A 24,062-nucleotide genomic window follows, 5' to 3' on the forward strand; every position below is an offset into this window, starting at 1 on the left:
GCCGCAAACCCATACCCTCCACCATCTCCTCGCCTGGTACCGCGAGGCTCTCGGCGAACCCTTCGACCCCACCATCGAAGCTGTGGACATCTTCGACCCGGATCGCCCGGACAACGAGAATCCGGTGCGGGCGGTCACCCGTTTCGAGGTGAACCACCGTGAAACGGTCATCATGGACGCGATCGATCGGGGGCTGGAACGCGGTGCCGACGTGTTCATCGGATACGGCTCCAGCCACTACATCCTCCAGCGGAACTTCCTGGATCAGAAGTATGGCGAGCCGGTCATCTATCGGCACGGCCAGCTGAGCGGGGAGTTGCTCGTCGGCAACGCGAACATCAGCCGGCAGCGGATCGAGGACCGGATCGCCGAGCTCGCGCAGCACATCGAGGGACTCGACGACCCGTTGGCGAAGGAGCTCTGGTCCGAAGAGCTTCACGCACTGAAATATGAACTAGCTCAGCGATTCCCGGTCGAAACGAGTGACGTAACAGAATCACGCGCCGACGACGCAGCAGGGCGCGCCGACGAAGTGGCACCGGAATATGCTGTGGCAGCACCGGTTTCGCCGTACCAGCCGGGCTTGGATGACGGAGTCCGAATTCACAAGCTCACGGTCCGTGACGGCCTCTTCTGCGATCCCGACGGAACACCGCACAACAGCACCGGTTACGAGTGGTTCCTGATCGGCGTCCAGGCGGACGACTTCCGAGTTGTGGGCACAGAGGACTTCCCGGAAGCGGATGAAGACGACGAGTCCGATGATCTCGTCCGGGTACACGAGGTTCTGCACAGCAGCTACGCCGACCCCACGCACGGGCCGATCGGGGCCGGGCTGTGGCGGCGGATGGAGAACGGCGTCCCCCAGGGCACCATTCTCACCAGCGGGTCGTTCCCGAACACGCTCGAAGAACGCATGAAGTTCGTCATGCAGGCACTGCACTGGCTCACTCGGCGCGGAATCGACCTCGCCGCAATCGGTCTCGAGGGCACATTCCACGGGAGCATCTTCCGTTTGCCCGCGAGGATGGGCTCGGCTACCGAGCTGATGACCCGGCCCGACATGCATGCGCAAGCGACCCTCGCCTGCGCCACACCGGAATTCTGGGTACACCCCACCGTGATCGAGTCGACGCCGGAAAGGGTGTCGATCTCCTTGCCGGTCACGTTGATGAACGGCAACCGCGCCGAACCAACGATGACCCTTATCCGCCACGGCGACACCATCACGGCCTCCTTCTCCGAGCCCGACCCCGCGACTCACGACGCCACCGCCGTCGCAGCCTGGAGGCAGATCCGGACAGAATTGGTCGAACCATGGCTCGCGGATTCGAATGTCGTTGTCGCCGAGCACGTCTCCGATAGCGAGCAATCGACCAACGCCCCGGCGGACCGCCGGCAGTCGCGAGGTCGCGTCGACCCGGCCTCTCCCTCCTTCGACGAGGAGCCGGATGAGCCGGCGCCGACCAGCCCGGTTCATCCGCACGTCGACCCAGGTCAGGCCGCTGTCGCGCCGGACGGCAACTCCACCCGAGAAGACGGCACCGACCTGCCCCCTGACTCGAAGGCGGTGAACCAGGCGATTGCCGCGGAGATTTTCGAAACGTTCCGCATCGAGGTGCTCGGCCTCGAAAAGCTCTCCACGGCCGACGCATACGGGCTCCGGAACGCAATCGTCGATGAATACGACGACATGTTCCAGCTCCATCGATTCGGCATCACTGTGGATTCCTCGCTCGCCGAGCGAAAAGCGATATTGGACGATATGCCCGAGGCATGGAACGGCGTCATCGACGTGATTGCAGTCACGCCGATGGGCACCGGGTTCCACGGAGCTGCCGACCCTACCAATTTCGCCCCCGGTATGCGAGCAGTTTTCATCGGCGAACCTCTCGCTTCGAACGGATCGCCGGCCACGAAGCACGGCACACAGAGTTATCTTCTGCAGCCCACCGGAAATCGAATCTACGAGACGGTGCGACACGAGATCGCCCATTGGCGCGACGCCCTGAGCTATGCGCCCACGCACGAAAACGAGCTCCAGTCGCTCGCGGCACAGGCTTTCGGCTACCTACTGAAGCACTTCGATATGTTGAAGAATCCGGCTGTTGCGCAGCGAGAAAAGGCCTTCGACGACTGGACTGCGGAAGATGCGAAGACGCTCGGTGAATTTCCGTGGCTGCATCCGGATACCAAATTCGACGATTGGCTGGCGCAACTCCCCGGATATAGTTTCGCCACGAAGGCGAACACGTCGGAGGAGGACCCCTACTTCGCACTATTCGCCCACTGGCTCGGACAGCTCGAGGACAAACCTGGCTTCGATATCGAACTACCGCCTCCCGACGACGCAGACGGCGGAAAGTACACTCTCGAAGAGTATTACAATAAATGGCTGAATTCCGTCGACAAGACCCAGCTGGCCGCAATTCGTCGGGATTTGCAGAGATACGAGGAGAATAATCTCGGCCCGGACGGCTGGCCGATGCCAGGTCTCGGGGCCCGAGAGGTGTTCTATCCGGTCGAGGCACTGGCGGAAGCCAATCTCGCGTTCGGACGAAGCGCCCCCGCCGATTTCTCCCACCCCGCATACGCGCTACAGGCTCTGCTCCGCGGCCTTACTCCGGTGGAAGTGTGGCGCGACGCAGCCCGGCGCAACGAGGTGGCCCGGCGGCGAGCCGCCGACCACGGACCGGCGCCCGCCTCGCTAGCCGCCCGCCCGAGCATCTGGCTCGAAGGCTACGCTACGACACTGGCGCGGTCATGGCGCGAGCTTCCCTCGACCGAGCAGGACGATGAGCGAAGCCGGCCAGGAACATTCGCTGTTCCGGACGGAGTACCTTTCCCGTACGACGATTTCGCACGTATGGTCGACCGCCAGCGGGGATTGTTGCTCGGTGCCGACCTGGAATTCGTTCCGGCCGCCGGCGAGCAGTCCACGCGATTCGTCGAGTTCCCTCATGTGCCCACGGGGGAACTGGCGCAACAGATTCAACTGCTCGCGGACACGGCGCAGCGGAGGCTGGCCTCTTTACAAAGGATCCGCGACAAACTGCTGGCCGGAGATTTCATCGACCTGCTGGGCCTGACCGAGTGGGCGCAGTCCGGAGCCGCCGCAACCGAATTGGACCTACCTCTGTTGCGACGGCGCGCCAGCGATGCGCTCGCACACGACGAGGTCCCCTCTGCCTCGGTCAGAAAATTCATGACCACGGACCAGGTCTTGAGGTCGACGACGGCGATCGACGCTCATCTGGACCAGGCACGGGCGCGAGCGGAAGAGCTGGCGATCCAAGCGATCACTCAGGGCTCCGGGCGCACACGTTTCGTCGACGGCCGAGTCGAATTCTTCGTCCGCGCAGAGGAATACGACAGCATTGCCGCCGACGTCCGTGCCCTCGAAAGCCAGGACGCCACAGCGGTAGTGCGACGCGTACGCGTCGACCTGGCCGGCCGAATCCTGGTCGAAGAACTCCCGGACACCGAAGCCCAGCCTGCAGCTCCGGCGCCGTCCCCGGCACAACCTGCCACGTTCCAGTGGTTCGGTCTCGACGGCAGGCCGAAGGCCGAAACGACCGACACCAACCGACCGGGATCCGGCGAACGGTCCGCCTACCGAGCCGGCGAGCCGACCGCGCCGGCTACCCCGGGGCCGGGAGACGAGCGCCGCGAGGTGACGTCCGGCCGTATCGACCCGGTCGCCGTCGTGTTCGGCGACGAGGAACCGGATGTGACCGCGGGTCCTTCCCGTACGCCCGGACCGGAGAATCCCGACCTGGGGCCGGCCGAGCGAACCGACCCGGGCGACAACCGGTCGGCCGCCGATCGATCCGATGGGGTCGCCCGTGCGGTCAACCGAGCAATTGCCGCGGAGATATTCGACACCTTCGGAGTCGAGGTGCTCGGACTGGAAAAGCTCTCCACCGAGAACGCACTGTGGATTCGCAATGCGATCGTGGACGAATACGACGAAATATTCGAACTGTACCGGTACGGAATCACCGTGGATTCCTCACTCGCGGACCGTAAGGCTGCCCTCGAATCCCTTCCCGAGGGATGGGATCGAATGTTCGATGTGGTCGCAGTCGTGCCGATGGACAACAAGGCCGACGGACGCGCGCTGCGTCCACCTTTCGCCCGCAACGTTCGCGCGATATTCATCAACCAAAACAATTTCGTGCATCGCCACGGCCCGGCGAACGCGGAGCCGCCCACGAATCACACACTGCTGCGCCCCACCGGCAATGTGGCGTACGAGGTAGTACGGCACGAGATCGCCCACTGGCGGGACGCTTCAGCAAACTGGGACACCCGCGAGGACCAACTACGGTCGCTCGAAGCAAAAGCCTTCGGCTTCCTGCTGACCTACTTCCAGCAGTTGAAGAATCCGGCTGTGGCGCAGCGGGACAAGGGCTTCGACGACTGGACCGCGGAAGATGCCGAGAAGCTCGGAAAATTCCCCTGGTTGCCTCCGGACACGGAATTCGAAGATTGGCTCGCACAACTCCCCGGATATAGTTTCGCAAAGAAGGACGGCACGTCGGAGGACGCGTTCTTCACCGTATTCGTCCATTGGCTCGGGCAACCAAAGGACAAACCTGGATTCGATATCGAACTACCGCCTCCCGACGACGCGGACGGAAATGGAAAATACACTCTCGAAGAGTTGTACAAAAAATGGCTTAAAGCCGCCGACAAGGCCCAACTGACCGCAATTCTTCGGGATTTGGAGAAGCATAAGGAGAATGATCTCGGCCCGGACGGCTTGCCGATGCCGAGTCTCGGCGCCCAAGAGGTGCTCTATCCGGCCGAGGCGCTCGCGGAAGCCAACCTCGCATTCGGACGAAGCGCCCCCGCCGATTTCTCCCACCCCGCATACGCGCTACAGGCGGTGCTTCGCGGGCTTACTCCGGTGGAAGTGTGGCGCGACACAGCCCGGCGCAACGAGGTAGCCCGGCGCAGGGCTGCCGACCGCGGGCCGATCCCGGATCCGGCGTCCCCACAGGTGAGCATCGACCTCAACGGTCCCACCGCGACAGTTGCCCGCGCGTGGCGCACCCTCTCGCCGACTACGAAGGCGGCCCTGCAACAGAAGCCGGCATGGACGGTCCCCGCCGGATCGCCCTTTACGTTCGACGAGTTCGCGCGCATGGTCGATCGCCAGCGCGGCATGCTGTTCGGGGTCGATCCCGAGGCTGTCCCCGCCGTGGACGCGCGGTCCACCACTCGGTTCACCGAGTACCACCAGGTGCCGACAGGCGAACTGGCGCAACAGATTCAACGTCTCGGCGATCTGGCGCGCGACCGACATCACTATCTCGAGAAAATCCGCGACAGGTTACTCGCCGGCGGCAACATCGACGTGCTGGGCCTCACCGAATGGGCCCGGTCCGGAGCCGCGGTCAACGACTTGGACGTACCGCTACTGCGGCAGCGAGTCGCGGATGCGTTGGAGCACAGCGACGTCTCCTACGCCGCGCTGATGAAACTCGCGGTCATGAGCCGAGCCCTGAGTTCGCTCGCGAACATCGAGACACAGGTGGAGCAGGCACGGGCCCGCGCCGAAGAGCTGGCGATCCATGTGATCACAGCCAGCTCCGGCCGCACACGTTTCGTCGACGGAAGGGTCGAATTCTTCACCCGCGCGCAGGAGTACGACCGATTTGCCGCTGCCGTCGGAGAACTCGAACGTAATGGGGCGCGGGCGGTCGTGCGCCGGGTGCAGGTAGATCTGTCCGGCCGAATTCTGGTCGAAGAGCTGCCGGAGACAACAACCCGGCCCGCCGCATCGGCGCCGGCGCAGGTGACCGACTCGACGGCCACATTCCAATGGTTCGGCCTCGATGGCAAGCCGAAGATGGAACGGCCGGCCACCGACGAACCCGGACCGGGCGAGCGGTCCACCTCCCGCACCGACCGGCCGACCGCGCCGGAGCCCGGAGTACGAGACAGGGGCCACCAGGAGTCGACCGGTCGCATCGACCCGGACTCCATCATGTTCGGCGACGAGGAGGCGAACGACGGGCGCCCGGCGCGGGGTGCGAGCGGACCGAACCGAGAGGCGGATGAACCCGCCGAAGCGCTCCGCCGGAACAGCGACGACCCCGAGTCGCCACCCGCCCAAGACCCTGTGGTCCAGGTACGTCCGCTTTCCAAGAGCCAGCGCGCGATTGCACAACTGGTCGGCGCGGGCAAGACGAATGCCGAGATCGCAGCAGAGCTCGGTATCTCGTTGAGTGCGACAAAAAGTCAAGTGAAGCGGATCTTCGACCGATTGGGCATCACATCCCGCCGACAGTTGGCGGGCGTGGATCCGGACGGCATCGCGAACTCGTCGGCGACCCGGACGAAGCGGAGACTGACCCGGCAGGAATTCGACATTCTCCGGCTGATCGTTCAGCGGAAGTCCAATGCGCTGATCGCGTCACAACTCCGTTTGCCCCGAAGCACCGTGAACAGCTCGGTGAAGCGGATCTACGACAAACTCGGAGTGGCCGACCGCACCGAACTCGAGGGAAGCCCCGCGAGGTACGCCGTAGCGCTTCTCCAACAGTGCGATTCGAAAGTCCTGACGAATCGTATGATCGCCGTTCTCGTCCTGACTGCTCGCGGAAACGACGCGAACGCCATAGCCAGGCTCTTGCAGATAGACGACGACGCGGTGGAGCGCGACATCCGAAGACTGCTGAGCGAACTGGGCCTCACACACCGATCGGATCTGGTGCCCGGCAAGAAGCGGGTCACCACTTCGAGTTCCGACGAGGAGATCTTCGCCGCCACGTCGGAGCACCTGCCCGCTGGTTTCCGCAGTCAGCGCCGGCTGATCATGACGGCACTCCTTGCCGGGAACCAGCTGATGAGCCGAACCGCCCTGCACGGTCTGCGAAACTCTCCCGAAGGCGCATTCGTGACGAGGGTCATCGCCGGCGTCCACGCAGATGAAATGCTGGAACCGATCATCGCGCTGGCCACGGCTGACCACACGCGGCTGCATGCCGCGATGGCCAAAATGGATCCCGTCCAGCGCACGCGCGTCAAATATGCGATCGATGCCGCGCGGATGGGAAAGCGGATCTCGGCTCTGCAAACGACCGCCCTCAACCGCCTGATCGAGATTACGTACGAACTGTCGGCCGCCGCCACGAAGGATCATAGGGCTCCGAGCGATGCCGAACTGATCACGATGATCGCGGCCGACAAATCGAATGCGGAGATCGCGCAGAGTATCGGGCAGAGCGAGCGCGATACCGCGAAAACCATATCCGACCTCTTCCGGAGAATCGGCGCTGCCGACCGGACCAGTGCTGTCGTCCAGGCGCTCAAACTGCATCTCGTCAGATTGAGCAAGCTGCCGAAGGCGGATTCCGACCTCGCGAGCCGGCTCGATACCCGCGATCTCAGGGTTCTGTCGCTTCTCGCCCTGGGATACACGGCATCCGATATCGCCGGCGAATCCGGACTGTCGAAAGCGGCGGTCGAGGCCACGACTCGGCGCCTGCTGCGAATATTGGACGCTCGCACCCGGACAGAAGCTGTCGTCCGCGCGTTGCGCGCCGACCTTCTGGATCTCACCGCCATCCCGTTCGCGGGACAGCCACAGATCCGCGTCCCGGGCGCCTATGGCAGACGTGCTCTCGCGATGGTCGCGGCCGGACAGGCGAATGCCGATCAAGAAGACGCCGTCCGCCTGCTGGGCGCGCGCGGGACAACCGCTGCGGTGGTTCAGGCGCTTCAGGCCGGCTACATCTCGATCGAGGACATTCCGCTCGCCGATGAACCGGTTGCCCTGACCGATCGTGAGACCCGAATCCTCGCCCTCGCGGCTGCCGGAAACTCGTCGACCGATATCGCGTCGGCACTGTCGGTCTCCGCGGAAACGGTGAAGTCGAACCTGAAATCGATTTTCGCCAAACTGGGCGTGCGGGACCGGACGAGTGCCGTCGTCGAAGCGCTCCGGCGAGGGGCGCTACGACTGGACAGCCTGCCCGACCCGATCGGTATCCGAACACGCGGTCAACGCGCCGACGATACGGAGGCCGGCACAATCCGGTCGGGCGCTGGAACGCGATCCGGTGACGGTCCGATCGATCCGGCGACACCGCGCCGGCGCGGAGGAGCCGGTCGCGATACCACGTCGGGACCCGTCGTCGGATACGACGGCGCCGAGATCGACCCGCTCACCGGGCGTCCGACCCGCACCCGGACCACACACGTACCCGGCGACGCACCCGAACAAGCGCTCGCGTTCGCCCTGAACCCGGCGGACGGAAAACCCTGGGGCACAACCACTACCGACACCGGCGCGACGTCGAACACCGCTCCCACCGACAGCAGTCGGGGAGCCGACACCGACGCCGCCGGGCCGGACACGGGGCCGCTGCCCACCGACACCGACCCGACCCCCTCGGAACAGCAGCTCGCCGAGGAGGCGCTGGCCGGGCTACGGGCGCATTTCGGTCCCGAGGCCGATGAGCGCGCTCTGGTCCAGGCCGTCGACCCCACCGACGTGGTCGGCGCTTCCCGCGCACATACCGACAAGGTCGCGCAGTGGTGGCAGTCGCTCGATACCGGCCTCCCGGATCGGCCCGACCTACCGGCCCTGCAGGTCGAGCTCGGCTTGTCGGATCAGCAGTACGCTCTGCTGCGCGTCCACCCGCATGCGATCGGCAATGCCGACGGTATCCCGTTCGCGGTGCGGGACAAGGCGAATCGGTTGTCGATCGCCCGCGACATCCGGCGGTTCGTGCAACGTCGCCCGGACATCGGCACGAATATGGCCGACCCGGAGGGAACGGGTATCGCACGTGCTCGGGCTCTGTTGCGGCGCGCCCGCGCCGATCTGCGGGCGAAGATTCCGAACCCGATACTGACCAGAGCGGAATTCGAGGAGTTCAGCAATCTGGTCGCCACGCGTCGGCAGTTGATCGCTATCGAGGCCGATGCCGCCCAGCTCACCGGCCATCAGCCGGTGCAACTCCTCGCCTACGACGCCGCGGCGCACGGCGGCAACGGCCGCGTGATTCTCTCCATCGGCGATGCCGATCGGGCGGAGATCATCGACCGAATGACCAACGGTCTGGGGTCGACGACGCAGCGGCTGCACCACCGTTCCCGGTATGCGCAAAGTCTCTACGAGGTCAGCACTCAACGTGGCGCGGGCGCGAGCGTAGCCGCCATCGTCGATATCGGCTATCAGTGCCCGGTCAATCTGTCGGTGGCTTCGCCGCGGATGGCCGAGACCGGCGGCGATATCGTGGCCCGCGACATCACGGCGTTCAACGCCACGCGCGAGTTCTACGCCGAACAGCCAGGTGGTGCGCCCACGCCTCGACTGCGCAACGCGATCGGCCACAGTTACGGATCGACCACTCTCTGCTACGCCGCGCAGGATGCCCGGCTGGCCGGCGAGGTCGACCAGGTCATTCTCACCGGTTCTCCGGGCGCGGGCCGGCGCGTACAGCACGCGAGCGAAATCGGCGTGCCGGTCTACGTGCTGAGCGAAAAAGCCGACCCGGTAGCCAATCTGGGCGCGCACAAGTTCGGCCGGAAGGGCCGTTATGCGAATGCCGGTCTGGGAATCAGTCCGGCCGCCGCCATCTTCGGCGCGACCCTGCTCACCACTGAAGTGCCTCTGGGCGGCAAGTACGCCGTCGGACGGGCGGGCCTCGCCGAGCGCCTCATCCTGAAGCCGCACGCCTCGTACTACATGTGGGCGGATGAGCCCGGCCGGGTGCCGAGCCGCGGCCTCGACAATCTGGGCTGGGTGCTCGTCGGCCGTCCTGAAGCAGCCGAACGCGCTGAATACCCGGTGATCCCGCGGCCCGCGGGTAAGCGGTGGCAGTGGCGGCGAGCGAAGTCGGCCGCGATCATCGACGCCGAGATCCGGGAAGCACTCGAATCCAACGGCATCCCAGGCGATTCCATCACACCGGCGCGCTGCGGCCTGGCAGAGCTGGCGTTCGCACGGAAACAGCTCGGCCGGCGGCGGACGCCGATCGAGCTGCCGGACGCGGACACCCGCATGATCCTCGAATACCGGGGATTCCATCCCAAGGGATTCGCCCAGTACGCCCGCGGTAAATGGAAGCAGGTCGTACCCGACGACGAATTTGCCACGCGCATAACCGATTCCAACCATCCCACGCATCTGGCGCTGCTGCTGGTGCAATATCCGGACGCGACCGCGGACCGCATCGGTGGACACCTCGTCAGCCTCACCACCGACCGCCGCGGCCAACTTCGTCTGCACGAGGTGATCCCCGGCCCGGACGGGACGACCGTCGAAAACGATCCGCGCGGAATTGCGGCACAGCAACGGCTTTCGGAACTCCGGCAGAGGGGTGCCGCCTTCTTCGCCATCACCTACCGAGCCGACGGGCAGCCGGAAATCCCCATCGATCCTGCCGACCCGACCGACGCCTCCTGGGCGGAAGGCACTCCCCCGTCCACGCTGATCGGGCGCGCGGAGAAGAACGAACCGGATGAGACCGGCGGCTCCGCGAAGCCCGGCGGGAATTCGGAGGCCGAGCCATCTCCGGAATCCCGCTTCCGGCAATGGCTTCGCGACCGTTCCCCGAAGAACAAGAATCTGGCGCGGTTGTACACCGGCTCGATCATCTCCACGATCGGCACCAGAAGTCTGGGCAGCGCGATGCCGCTGATGCTCACTCAGATGGGTGCTTCGCTGCCACTCATCGGCGCGGCGTCGTCCATGACACAAATGGCCGCATTGCTGGCACAATTCCCGGCCGGATATCTGGTCGGGCGCTCCAACGACCTTCGCCCCCTCATGCGGCGCACGCTGCAGGCCGGTTTGTTCTTCAGCGGTGTCGGCGGTGGCTTGGCTCTCAGCGGCTGGGAAGGCGCGATGGAAGCGGCGATCGTTTCCGGCGTCGCACTTTCCGTCACCGATACGATCGGCGGCAACGCCACGGCGCTCTACGCGCAGAAGCTGGCCGAGACCGATCAGGAGAAGAGGGCCGCGGTCACCCTCACGCTGGTGGAGCGGCAGGCATCGGGCACCTTCGGTAATGCCATCGGCCCGGCGCTCGTCGACCTCTCCACCGCGGCCCCGTTGCTGAGCAACGCGGCGTCCAACGGGGTCTTTCTCCGCGCACTGCGCGGCCTCCCGGCGACCGTGGACGACAAGAAGAAGGCCGAAGCGGAGGCATCGGCCGAACGCGCCCGGCTTTTCGACGGCACACGCGCGCAGTGGCGTGACCGGCTGATGCGAAGCAATCACCTCCTGCTGTTGCCGTGGGGCGTCGCGACCACTTCGTCGGCCATCCAATTGGCCGATATCTCGACCTCGTCCGGCTACTCACCGTGGACCACGGGCGCGCTGTTCGCCTCCGGTAGCACCGGTGTCCTGCTCGCGACACCGATCGTCAGAAAGTTCGGTGACCGGCTGAACCTGCGTTGGACACATCCGGTCGCGATGGCGACCTGGGGTGCGAATATGGCCCTGTACGCCACTACCACCGATCCGTGGCCGCTCTGGCTGGGCGGAGTGGCGGTGGGATCGACCGTACTGCTGAACAATCAGAAGTTCGGCGAGCGGCAGAGGCAAGTTACCGAGCGGTACGAGGATCGCGTCGGTCGAGTCGGAGTCCTCGGCGGCGCGATAGCGACGCAAATGGCGGCCAACGGGATCGGCGGCATGATCGGCGGCGCATTCGGCGGCTACTTCCTCGACGCCTTCGGGGGATCCGCGATGGGATGGTTCAACACCGCCCTGTTCGGCGCCGCCACCGCGGCATCGCTGGGTGTGTCCGCGTTCTCTCGCGACGTCGACGAATGTGCTTCCCGCGCAGCCGAAGTCCTATACCACCTGGGAAAGAGCGATGCGAAGAGCCGGGTGCGCGGTCGCGCGACACCGAAGACACTGCAGCAATCCATCCGCGGAAAGCTGCAGGAATTCGAACTCCCGGCCGATGTCGAACCCGGCACCGATCCCCTCCGCCCGATCATCGAGCGCGTCCGGGATCCGGAGGACAAGCTGGATACCGCGGTAGTCCTCATCGACGACGGCGACAATATGCACACCTACGTGGTGACGAGTGTCGGCGGCGGGCAGGTCGTCGTCTTCGACACCAATATCGAACACGAGAAGCCGGAGGCGGCTGCCGAGCCTGCGGAGAACTCCTCCGGCGAAACGGAAACGGAGAAATCCCGACCGAAGGGGAGATGGTGGCGGAAACAGAAAACTCCCACCGCAGCCGAGCCGCGCGAGGAATACGTCCGAATCCCCCGGGTCCTGACCGCCGACGAATGGCAACAGTCCTACCCGAAGATCGAGCGCGCCCACGTCGCCTACTTCAAAACCGACGAAGACGGCGAACTCGTGGACCAGAACCTGGACACTCCGAAGGATCAACTCGGACAACCGCCACGCAAGGGCGGCCATGTCACCGGCCCGTCCAGCTACGGCGCGAATCCTCCGGACGACGGTCGACCCGCTACCGCGCCGCGCGCGAAAATACTCAGTGCTCGCGAGGCGCGTGTGCTCGCATTGTCGCGGCAGGGCGCGACCTACGACAACATCGCCTCGGCCACCGGGCTCTCCGTGATCGAGGTGCGAACGACGCTGGCGAATGTCCGGCGCAAGCTCGGACCTGGTCAGGCAGCCCAGCTGGCCGCATTGGCCGAGCACCGCGACGTGGCCCGTGTCGCGACCGCACCGGACGCCGGTCCAGTCCGCGACCCGCTGCAGCGGTTGACGGAGGCTTCCTCTGCGGAGTTCGAGCGGGCGTACCTCGAGCTGAGTGCGAGCGAGCAGAAGGCCCTTCGCCAGTTGCTGGCGGGATCGAACTCCCCGGCGATCCGGCGACTGGCACACCGAGCCACGCGAAGGTTGCTCGCCGAACTCGCCGACCCCGCGCCACCGTTCGAGGACGAATTCCAGCGCGGCCGGCGCCTCGCCAGGCGTGAACACGACTACCGGGCACAACCGCCCGAGTTCGTAACCGCCGACGCCGCCACGGTGGACCGCTGGCTGAACACGGTGCTGAATCGTCTGGCCGATCGACCGGCGAACCCCGGCGGCGATGCTGCGAGCGAGCCGGCCACCGTATCGGAAGATTCGCTATCGCAAGCAAATTCATCCCGAGGTACCGCGGCCGATGCCGACTCGGCGCGGCGGGCGGCCTACGCGACGGTCGAGATGACAGACCAGTCGGCGTACAACCACGAAGATGGGCGCCGGTTCCCCCACCACGATCTGCATTTCAATGCCGAAGGGGTGCTGTGCGACGAGAACGACGAACCCTACAACTCCGACGGGTCGGAGCAGTTCTTCTTCGTCGGAGATACGATCCGCACCACTTCCGCCAACCATTGGCTGCTGTGGAGTTCGTTCCCGGATCCGCGGCATGTGCCGTTCGCGTTCGGGAGCTGGGAGGTGGTGAACGGCCGCCTGATCGAGGTCGTACTCGGCAGCGGGCTCGTCGCGAAATCCGCGCCCCGTTCGGCACGCAGCCAACGATTCGCGGCTCAGGCGATGTTCGAACTGTCGCAGCATGTTCCGATCGAACTGCTCACCATCCACAACGAGACGGCCGGCTATCTCTGGAAACCCGGTGCCCATGTCCCCACGGTCGACCAATTGATCGAACGCCGTGGGCTCGGGCTGATGGAGGGCGACCCGGCCGGCGACACCATGTTTTCCGGTGCGGGGACCGACCATTGGGTCGACGTCGTCGAAACGAGGACCACCACAAACGGCTTGGTTGTGGAACTGGAGGTCGGCTCGCTACGCGGCAATGCGGTGCCCGGACGGCTGGCGTTGCACCTGGTCGACCGGGGCGAAACCACGGTCGCCTACTACGTGCGCGAAGACGGTCCCGATCGCGAGTTCGTAGGCCCGGCGGTCGAATCGTTCCATCGTGATCGGATCGCGCCTTGGCTGGAACGCTCGGGTGTCGAATTCGCCGGGTTCAACCCGCCGGAGCACGTCATCGCCGACGCCGAGCAACCCGAGGAGGCGCCCCCGACGAGCCTGGCGGAATACGCCCCGATTCCGCTGCCCGGCGCCGTCCCCGACTCCGGTGACAACGACCTGGAGCTGGTACAGCTGCACATCGACCCGCGCGGCCGCCCGGTCCGCGCGGGCGGCACCGACTATCGCACCTCCGGCTCACGTGGCTTCTTGGTCACGACGACCGGCGAATTCATCACCGGCGCCGCACCGCGGATGGGTGTGCTCGGCGCATATCTCGCGCAGGGCGGTTCACCGACCGACATCGCCGGGGTGGGTGAATGGCGCATCGCCGGAGCGATCACGGAGATCGACCTCTCACCCGAGCTGTCACCGAGCGGCTCGCTCGATTACCGCGGGCACGCACAGATTCTCGACGCACTCCGAACGGCGCGTGCCGACCTGTCGCGGTGCGCTACGACGAGTGGGAATCGCCGGGAATCGGTGTGGAACGATCGCGGGCCCGCACAGACAGCTTCCGCGTTACTGCGGAATCTCGGCTCCAAAGCGGCTGCGCTGCTGGCGGGCTACTTCCCCACCCGTGCCCCGTGGACTTCCCAGCTCTGGGCGGCGGTGCAGGTCACCGGGATCACCCGCACGGCAGACAGCGTCGTGGTCAGCGCCGACCTCACCGTGCCGCGCTGCGAACCGGCGACCTTCACAATCGAATTCACGACGACCGACACCGGCGTGACCGCGCGTTGGGACTCGGTGCGGCTGGGAGCGGACCGGGCGCGAACCGCGGCGGCGCTGGCGACGGTGCATGCCCGGCTGGGCGCGTGGCTGGCGGAATCCGGCGGTGCCTGGATAGCGGATGTGCCCACCGACGACCGCGTCGGCACGTATCTACCAGCGCCCGAACCGATCTCGGCAACCTCCGGTGAAACGGTGGCGGTACGAACGCCCACCTCCACCCTCCGCTCGGCGGAGCGGATGCCACACGCCGAGGCGTGGCTGCTCACCCAGTTCCAGAACTGGCAGCCCGGGGCCGCGGCTGTCGCGCGAGACACGATCGTCGCCACCCTCAACGATATGCTCGGCTCCCTCGGCGGTCCGATCTCGTTGGTGGCAGCGCCCACCGCCGACGGTGTGCGAATCGAACTCGTCGCGGTCGACGACCGAGACTCCGTTGCTCCCCCGGAAACCCTTGCGGCACCGGTTGGTTCACCGTTCCTCCGCGCTGGTGTGCGCTTCCTGGGCGAGCACGCCGGGCCGTGGCGGCAGTCGGTCTGGTTCGAGCTCACCCGACCGGCCCCCGAGGCCGAGGATTACCGAGCCGCCCTGCCGGACGGCGCCGCACCGGAGCGTGCACCCGAGGAACTGCCACCCGAAGTTCTCGACTGTGTCCCCTGGATCTCCCGCATGCTGCGCATGCTGGGACTCGACGACGCTGTGGCCGAACCGAACCGAGCGATCAACGCCGCGGCCCTGGAGCGCAACATCGCGACCGGTCTGCAGTGGGCCGATCCGGAAAACGACCTGGACGACCCGATGCGCTCGGCATATGACGAGTTGATCGCCGACCCGAAGCTGGACACCGTCGCCGTCGTGGTCGGCACGACCGAGAAGGACGGCCGGAACAACCGCGCCCACGCGTATCTACTCACCAAGATCGGCGACGAGGTCTACGTCTGCGACACCCTCATCGATGGCGGGCGGCACCGTATTCGGCCCTACCGGGACTGGAATACCCGCTACCGGAGAGCCGATTTCGCATACACGGCGAGATACGACCGAGTCGGCGGTGTACTTGTGCCGCGGACCCGTCTCGCCAACAGCGAACTCACCGCCGAGCACGCCGGCCGCGAAGTCACCGGCCCGCCCAGCACGCAAGACCCGGATGGCGCCGGCTCCGCTCCGGTACCGAATCCGGATCGATTGACCGAGCGGGAAATCGAAGTCGCCGCCTTGCTGGAACAGGGCCTGACCGACGACGACATCGCGACGGTCACCGAGCTTCCGGCGGCAGATGTCCGGGCGCTTCGGGAAAGCGCCGTGCGCAAACTCGGGCCCGTCCGACGCGCACCGGACGAGCGGGGGGAAGACGCCGTCGCGCGTGAAACCCGGTCCTGGCCGGCCGCAGACCAGTGGTGGGCCAGTAGACAGGTCGAGGCGGTGCGGCGATTCACGGCCGACTTGCAAGGGCACGATCCTCACCGCGATGACCGGGTCGAGGGCCGGACGACCGAAGACGGACGACGAATCTTCTACGTGCCGTTCGGTTCCGGCCGCCTTGTCGAGGTCGAACTGCAATCCGGCCATCGGACCACGGTCTCGATGGTGCTGCGGGAAGGCGATGGTGGAAGAAGCTACGATCACGGCTTCGATTTCCACGAGCTGATCCGCAACCTCGCCCGCCGCTCCGAACCGGTGCCGGGGGCGGCGAGCCTCGGCGCCTTGATCTCCGATATGGAGTCGAAACAACGGACTGTTCGTCGAGACGGCCTTTACTCTGTCCGGTTCGATGTGCACACCGACATTCCCGTCACCCTCGAGGTGGTCCCCGGTCGGTTCGGACCGAATATCAGGGCGACCGTCGAGTCGTCCGGGCTTCGAGCCGGCCTGGAACTGCGCTACCGCGACTCCTCTGCGCCGACGATTCGTACCGATATCCCGCTCCTGACCGGAACCCGGGCATCGTGGGTCTCTCACCTCATCGACGAAGTACTGCGGGAGGCCACCTGGGGATGGGCAGGTTCGCGGGAGCCCACCGAAGCGGCGGCGGCCTGGCTGCTCGAAGTCGCCGGTACGCACACTCCGGGCGATCCGCTGGATCTCCGTCTTGTGCGGCCGATACGCCTGACCGCCGTTACGTCCGGTGTGCCGGGAGCTCGAATCGTGCGCCTGACGGCAACCGATCCCGCTACCGGCCGGACTCACGAGTTCGAGACTCGGGAGAAGTTCGCCCTGGCTGCGGCCGTCGTGGCGGAGTCCGGACAGAACGGGAAGACCGGACTGATCGAGCCGGGCGACTCCCGTGCGGGGCGGGCACTCCCCTACCACGATCGTGCGACGCTGGAAGCGGAATTCTGGCGGTCACGCGGATGGATGCGGGTGGTCGAGCACGGTGCCGACGGGCCGGTGGAATACGAGATCCATCGACCGAACGGTGTGCCGGTGCTGGTCGATTCCCGGACCGGAGCAACCCGCTGGTTCTCGACCTACACGGCCGCGGATTCGGCACGCTGGCAGGCGATCTCCTTCGACCCCGCCGGCGAGCCATGGCATCCGACCGCCGAGTACGTCCGCCAGCTGCAACAACGCCGAACGGCGATGTGGCATCGACTCGGCCTCGAACCCCTGGACGACAATTCCCGCGCCGCGTGGCGGCGGCTCGTCCGGACGCACCGCGAGATCGTCCAGACCGAGATCGCCGAAATCGATGCGTCCCTGGCGGAGCTGAATTCCGACGATCCGGCCACCCAGGCCACATTGGCCGAACCGCTGTTGATTCGACGTGGCGCCGCGGCAGACCGATTGAACGACCTGCTCGAGTTGGACTCCCTGGTCGTGCGCTACGACCGGGCAGCGTCCCGGGTGATAGTGCCCGCCTGCGAACAACTGTTCGCGCGCGAGCTGGAGCAGCGCACCGGTACCGTCGTCACACCGCAGGTGGCCCGCTTCGCTGCTGTACCCGGTGCACCGCAAGAACTTTGGGTGGTTGCCAACGAGGGCGGGCATATGCGCGCACTCGCAGCGGCGGTCCAGGCCGACCCGAGCTTGGCGGTCGCGATGTGGACGGGCTGGCGGATCCGGTACATCGAGTTGACGCAAGGTCCGTCGGGGTTCGACGAGGTAACCCTGGATCCTGCCGACGTGGAACGCGCCTACCGAATCGCGTTCCGTCGGGAGCTGGAAAAGCATCTGCTGGCGGCATATCTGAAGTACCGGCGCGGGTCCGATTCGCCCGAGAAATTCTCGAAGTGGTTGAAGCCGCTCAGTTCGGATCTGTCGACCGTCCCGCAGGATGCCTACACGGTCAACTCACCGACACCGATTCGAGTCGCGGTCGATCTGATGAAGATCGGGATCCCCGGCTGGGAAGATTCGGCCTCGGTCACCGTGCCGGCGGCGAACCAGCAACTGGTCCCGATCCGAGCCGGCTGGTTGGAAACCGTTGTCGTCCCGGTGGAGTTCTGGGAAGCGAGCAAGTTCGTACCCAAGGCCGGGTGGCGCGTCGCCCAGCCCACAGGCAAAGAGATGGCCGATGTGATGGCCCGCGAATTCGCCCTGGTGCGGCCGCCCGAACGCAAACTGCGTTCGACGTTCCGGTCCATCGCGCAGCTGAAACGGGCCGTCGAGAAGATTCTGGCCGGCACGGACCGCCTGCCGATGCCGATGGCCACCAGTACGCCCTTCGAGCTCACCGTGCCGGACGCGGAGCCCGAGTTGCCCACGGCAGCAGCGGTTTCGCGAGCGCTCGAACTGCCCACCGTCGAGGAGTTGAACCGCTACGAGGCCGAACGAGGCCGCACCACGCCAGAACTGCGACCGGCAGATACGGAAGCGGGGTCGTCCGCGACCGACACCGAGATTGCGAACGAAGTGCGCTGGGCGCTCGAAACCGCGCCCGTACGAGTCACTTTCACGCTGGCAAGCTGTGGCGTCGCCGAACTCGAGTTCATTCGCGACCAGTTCGAGAACAGCCCCGTCGAAATCCCTGATGACGAAACCCTCGCCATCCTCGACTACACCGGCTTCCATCCGCGTGAACTCGCCCAATACGCCCACGGCCTGTGGGCCGAAACCACCCTCGACGAGATCGTCGCCCGGATCACCGCTGACGAAGACCCCACACGGCTGGCGCTGATCAGCCTGCAGAACCCAGGTGCTCGCCCCGACCGCATCGAGGGACACGTCTTCACGCTGACCACCGACGACAACGGCGAACTGCGGCTGCATGAACTCCGGCCCGTGCGCGGCGGCGACATATTCGAATTCGACCTGCACGGCGAACGAGCGAGGCCGCGGCTGGCAGAGCTTCGGCAAAAGCAATCGGATGGCGCCACCTTCCATGCCATCACCTACGCCGCTGACGGCATGCCCGAAAACCCGATCGGCCCGCCGGACCACGCGACGAAAAACGAACGGGAACAAGTTCCCGATTGGAATCAAGTTCCGTCGCCGGGCACCCGGTTGGGCCGCGCCGAGCCGGGCGACTCCAGCGTGGACGCCACCCCCGGAATCGGCAATGCTCAGCCCGCATCGATTCCGTCGCAGCCGACCGCCGAGTCGAAATCCACGGAAGCCGAACGCGGCGCGCCCGCTTCCGATCGCCCGAGCGAGGTGCGGGTATCCCGGCAACCGGACGATTCGCCCTCGACCGACCGGATCGTGATCCCCCAGCAGCGACACCGCGCAGCGACGTCCGCCGAAGCCGACCCACGCACCGATACGGAGCTGGCGGAGGCGGTGCGCAACGGGGACACACAAGCGTTCGGACCACTTTTCGAGCGCCACATCGATGCCGTTCGGCGGTACGCGCGGATCGGCTACGGGCGCGCGGATGTGGACGAGCTGGTGTCACACGCGTTCGAGGCAACGCTTCGGGCCCTCCTGGCCGGTTCGGGACCGACTTCGGATTTCCGCTCGTACGTACTGACGGCCGTGCGCAGGCGCGCGATGTGGATGAACCTCAGCTACTTCGAGCGCGTCGCTCTGAGCGACGACATGACTCAATACCAGGAGCCGATCCCGTTCACCGACACCGCAGTTCGACGTTTCGAACGGGAGCTGCTCGAACAGGCGCTGAACACGGTGAGCGAACGGGCCCGGTTGATCCTGCGCAACTACGAGTTGCCGCCGGCGGAGCTGGTAAGCCTCATCGACGCGCCCACCGCCAACGCGGCAGCCCAAGCCCGATTCCGGGCGGTGGAGGAATTGCGAGTGGCATACCTCCGAGCGCACCTTCCGCAGGACCCGAACGAATCCTGCCGCAGCACCGTGGAGCTGCTCGGCGAGTGGGTACGAGGACCGCTGCGCAGTAAGCGCGCCGAAAACCGGGTGAACACTCACTTGCGGGAGTGCGCTTCGTGTCGTGCCATGCTTCGGCAATTGGCCGAGGTGAGTGACGGTCTGGCGGTCCGTACCCGAGTTCCGGCTCCTCGCCGGGCCGACGGTCCGGCCGAAAACCCGAGAGACAAGCCGAATACGGCGGAAAACGCCGCCGGCCAGCCGACCGACGACACCGTACCCCGGGGCAAAGCCGGAAAGGCGCGCCGGCAGCGACCCGGCTCGGCCGCGCGCGGCGAAGAGAGGTTCTACCGGCTCGACGGCGTAGACGATCGCGCACCCGCCGTACTTCCGGGACAGCTGGCCAACCCATGGCTGGTATTCGCCGACGACCCGCGCGGCGGTGAGAACGTCAGCGCGGTTCGCTCACAGAGCTCCGCGGGACCGGCGCCACGGGATACCGGCAACACCTCGCGTGGTGTGACGGAACCAGCGCCGGTGGCCGAGATACCGCCGATGCCCGAACAACTCACCCGTCGCGTGCTCGAGCTGGTCGGTCGTGGCGAAGCCGAGCAGGCGGTCGACGAGTTGCGAAAGTTCCTCGACCCCACCGTCTCTGCGTGGGTATCGAGAGTGTTCCCCGAGCCGGCGATCGCCCGGGAGGTCGCCGACGACTCGTATGCGCGTGCCGTGGACACGCTGAGGCGGAGGCCCGCCGCTACTCCCATCGAACAGTGGGTCATGGTGACGGCACGCAACCGCATGGCCGAGCAGAGAGTCTTCCTCGAATTCCGACGACGCCTATCCCAGGCTGCCGGCACCGAGGTCGCCGCCCTGCGGAGCGCCACCACAGCACAGTTCCGCCAGGCCCTGCGATCGGAGCGACTCAATAACCGCCAACGGCGACTTCTGTTGCAGCTCTGGCCGGATCGAGACCAGCATCGCCCCGCTCCGATTGCCTCCGGATTGGAATTGTCCGCCGCGGTCCGCATTCTCGAGGGTGAGATCGCACTCGTGGATCGAAACGCATCCGCATTCGACGCGCAACCGCCTTCCGCCGGTCTGACCGCTGCGAGTATCGAACTGCTCAACATGGCTGCTTCCACCGCGTCCATCCCCGATATCGCGGCGCGGTTGAACACCTCCCCGCAAGCCGTTCGAAATCGATTGCGACGCATCGCCGATCATTTCGGAATCGACTACCGAGTGGCGCTGGCGCAGCGCGCGGCGGAACTCCGTCGGGGCGACCGGCCGCCTGCCACCCACGGTCTGACACCGAAACAGCTCGAATTGCTCGAGGTTGTCGAGTCGGGGCGGACGCGACGCGAAATCGCCGCCCTCCTCGGCATATCCGACACAATGGTTCGGGCCCGGCTGGAAGAAATCGGCGACCGTCTCGGTCTGCGATTGCGGGATATGGTCGTTCAGCATGCGGTCGCCCGGGGCATCGTCGATACAGTGGGCGACCGCCGCGCTCTCACCCCGCGGGAAATCGAACTGCTCGAGCTTCGAGCCGCGGGAAACAGCCCCGCCGACGTGGCCCGCGCGATGGGCATCTCGAAACGCAGATACGAAGCTCTCTATGCCTCCGTCCGCTTCAAATTCGGCGTGGACACCTGGGGCGCGACCGCTGCGAGGGCCGTAGCGGCGGGAATCATCCAATCCGATCACGACACCGAGGTGAACCTGCGCATAATCCGATCGCTGGCTTCCGGCGATCTCCCCTCCGACATCGCGGACCGGTTCGGCAAGTCATCCAAATGGATTCGGGTAAGACTCGCGCACCTCGCGATCGAATTCGGCACCGCCAACAACGCGACCGCCGTCGTGGCCGCGGCCATCGCGCGGAACATGATCACCACCGAGCCGAAGAAGCTGAACCTTTCCCCTCGCCACCTGGAAATCTTGCGCCTCAAGGCAGTCGGCAGGTCAGACTACCAGACCGCGGCGGCACTCGGGGTGAGCGTCGGAACGATCCACAAATCGATCCGAAAGATGAAGGCCGAAACCGGTAGCAGAACGATCACGCAACTCGTCGCCGAGGCCGCACCTCTCCTGACGCCGGCGCAGGCCGGTGCGGGTTCCGCCCACGGGGGCGGCAGCCGAACGTCGCGGAGCAGCCGTCGTGACGTAACGCCTGTGCCAGGACGAGCGAGTGCGGGGGCCGCGCCGACCGCGGTCGAGCTACAACTGCTCGAGGCTCTCAGATCCGGTCACGCCCTGAGCCGGCTCGATGAATCGGGCCACCGCACCAATCGGCTCATGGAGAGCCTGGCCGTCAAGTTGGGAACTCCCAACCGACAACGAGCAATCGTCGCGGCGGCGATCCGCGCCGGAGTCGTCGCACCGCCGCCGCAGAAACTCGCCGTCGTCACCCCCGACGAACGGCGGTTGCTCACCTGCCTCGCCGAGGGGAAGAGCTTCCGTGAAACTGCGGCGACACTCGGCCTCAACATTGCCGCAGTGCGCCGGACAGCCCACCGTCTCCAGGCGCGAGCCGATGCGAGCACCCTGGTGCAGCTGGTGGCGATCACGACACAGCAGGTCGACGCCGGAAACGCTCTGCCGCGACTGGAGCCGGAGGAAATCGACCTCATCACACTGCTGGCTGCGCGCACACCCATCCGAAAAATCTCCCAATACTTCGGCAAATCCGTTCCCGCTGTGAATCGGGCTACGAATGTGCTGGCGGGAAAAGTCGGCGCGGAAACGTTCACCACCATCGCCCGTGCCGCCGTCGAGTACGTGCAGGACCATACGCGATCCCCGAATTCGCCCCTCCCGTGGCGTCTGAACCCTGCCCAACTTCACGCGATACGGTTGATCAGCGAGGGCGAGACACTGTCACGAGCCGCCGAGCTCACCGGGACCGTCGAGTCCACCCTGACACGGCGGCTGTGGGCCGCGGGCCGAACACTGGAAACGAGCGTGCCCGACCTCCTCGTCCAGCAGGTCCTCCGAATCGGCGCGGTGGACCTGCTCGGCGCGGTGCAAGCGGAAACCCTGTGCACCGATCTCGAGATGGAACTGATAAAAGTTCATCTGGACAGTGTCGTGAGCGATGAATATGCGGCAACCCAGCTGAATATCTCGCCGCAGGAACACGATCGGTTGCGACGTGCGATTTTCGACAAGCTGGATATCGATGATTGGCGAGACGTATACACATCGCTCGCCATCCGCGCCGTGGCGGAAACGGGTTCCGAAACCGAGTTGGATCGTCGAATTCTGTTGTCCTTGTCGCGCGGGGAAGACATGCTCGCGATCGCTGCGGCCTTGGACAAGAGGGTGCGGTGGGTCTTCGACCGGACCGCGCGCATCGCAGCAGACTTGGGCACCGAGAACAACAGCATCGCGCTGGTCGCCGCCGCGGTCCGGCGCGGGGTCATCGAACCGCCGACTCCGGCGGCGAATCCGATAGCGAGTCAATACGATCGGCAGGTCCTCGAGCTTCTCGTCGGGGGGCGAAGCGTCCACGCGATCGCAAAGGCGCTCGATTCCGGTGTGACCACCGTGAAGCAGACCCTCGCTACACTGCGCGAGCGAACCGCGAGCCGAACGAACGCGCAACTGGTTGCGAAGACCTGCCGGTACCTCGACCTGACGCCGAGCGCAGTACCGGCAGAAATCCCGAGACCCACACCGGACCCGCACGCTTACGGGATCGACATGCTGGTTCTTGCCGCGGCCGGATTATCGACCAGGGAAATTTCGTACCGCCTGCAGCTACCGATCAGGTTGGTCAGCAATCGGATTCGATCGATCGCGCGATTGCTCGATATCGATGTCCGGCGCGACGAGGGGGATGCACCGCACGCGCCAGTCGGCGACCGGACTGCGGCTGACGAGAACACCCCCCGTTTCGCGCCGGACACGCTGATAACTCTCATCCGGGATCGGGTGGGAGAGTTGGGGATACTCGATCCGCGGAGCTTGCGTGTTCGTCTCACCGACGCCGAAATCCGAGCGATCCGGCGCGCGCTGCACGGTTCGACCGCGGGCTCAGATTCGCAGCCGCCCCACGCGAGCCCAACCGATGTCGACGGTTCGAAGAAATTCCTCCGACTGAAACTCGGCTCCTGGAGCCGGATCATCGATCTCCGAATCAACTCCTGCACTGTGGATTTCCGACCGG

The 24,062-nt window shown here is 65.8% G+C and carries 1 protein-coding gene (cut by both window edges); it reads left to right on the forward strand.

Every position in this 24,062-nt window falls within one protein-coding gene, locus ON37_RS22515, for an MFS transporter, read on the forward strand. The gene is 61,401 nt long; 13,895 of those nucleotides lie to the left of the window and 23,444 to its right, leaving coding positions 13,896–37,957 in view — codons 4,632 (partial) to 12,653 (partial); the first codon wholly inside the window starts at position 2. The start codon and the stop codon both lie outside this window.

The organism is Nocardia veterana NBRC 100344 (assembly GCF_000308855.1).
In the GTDB taxonomy this organism is placed as follows: domain Bacteria; phylum Actinomycetota; class Actinomycetes; order Mycobacteriales; family Mycobacteriaceae; genus Nocardia; species Nocardia veterana.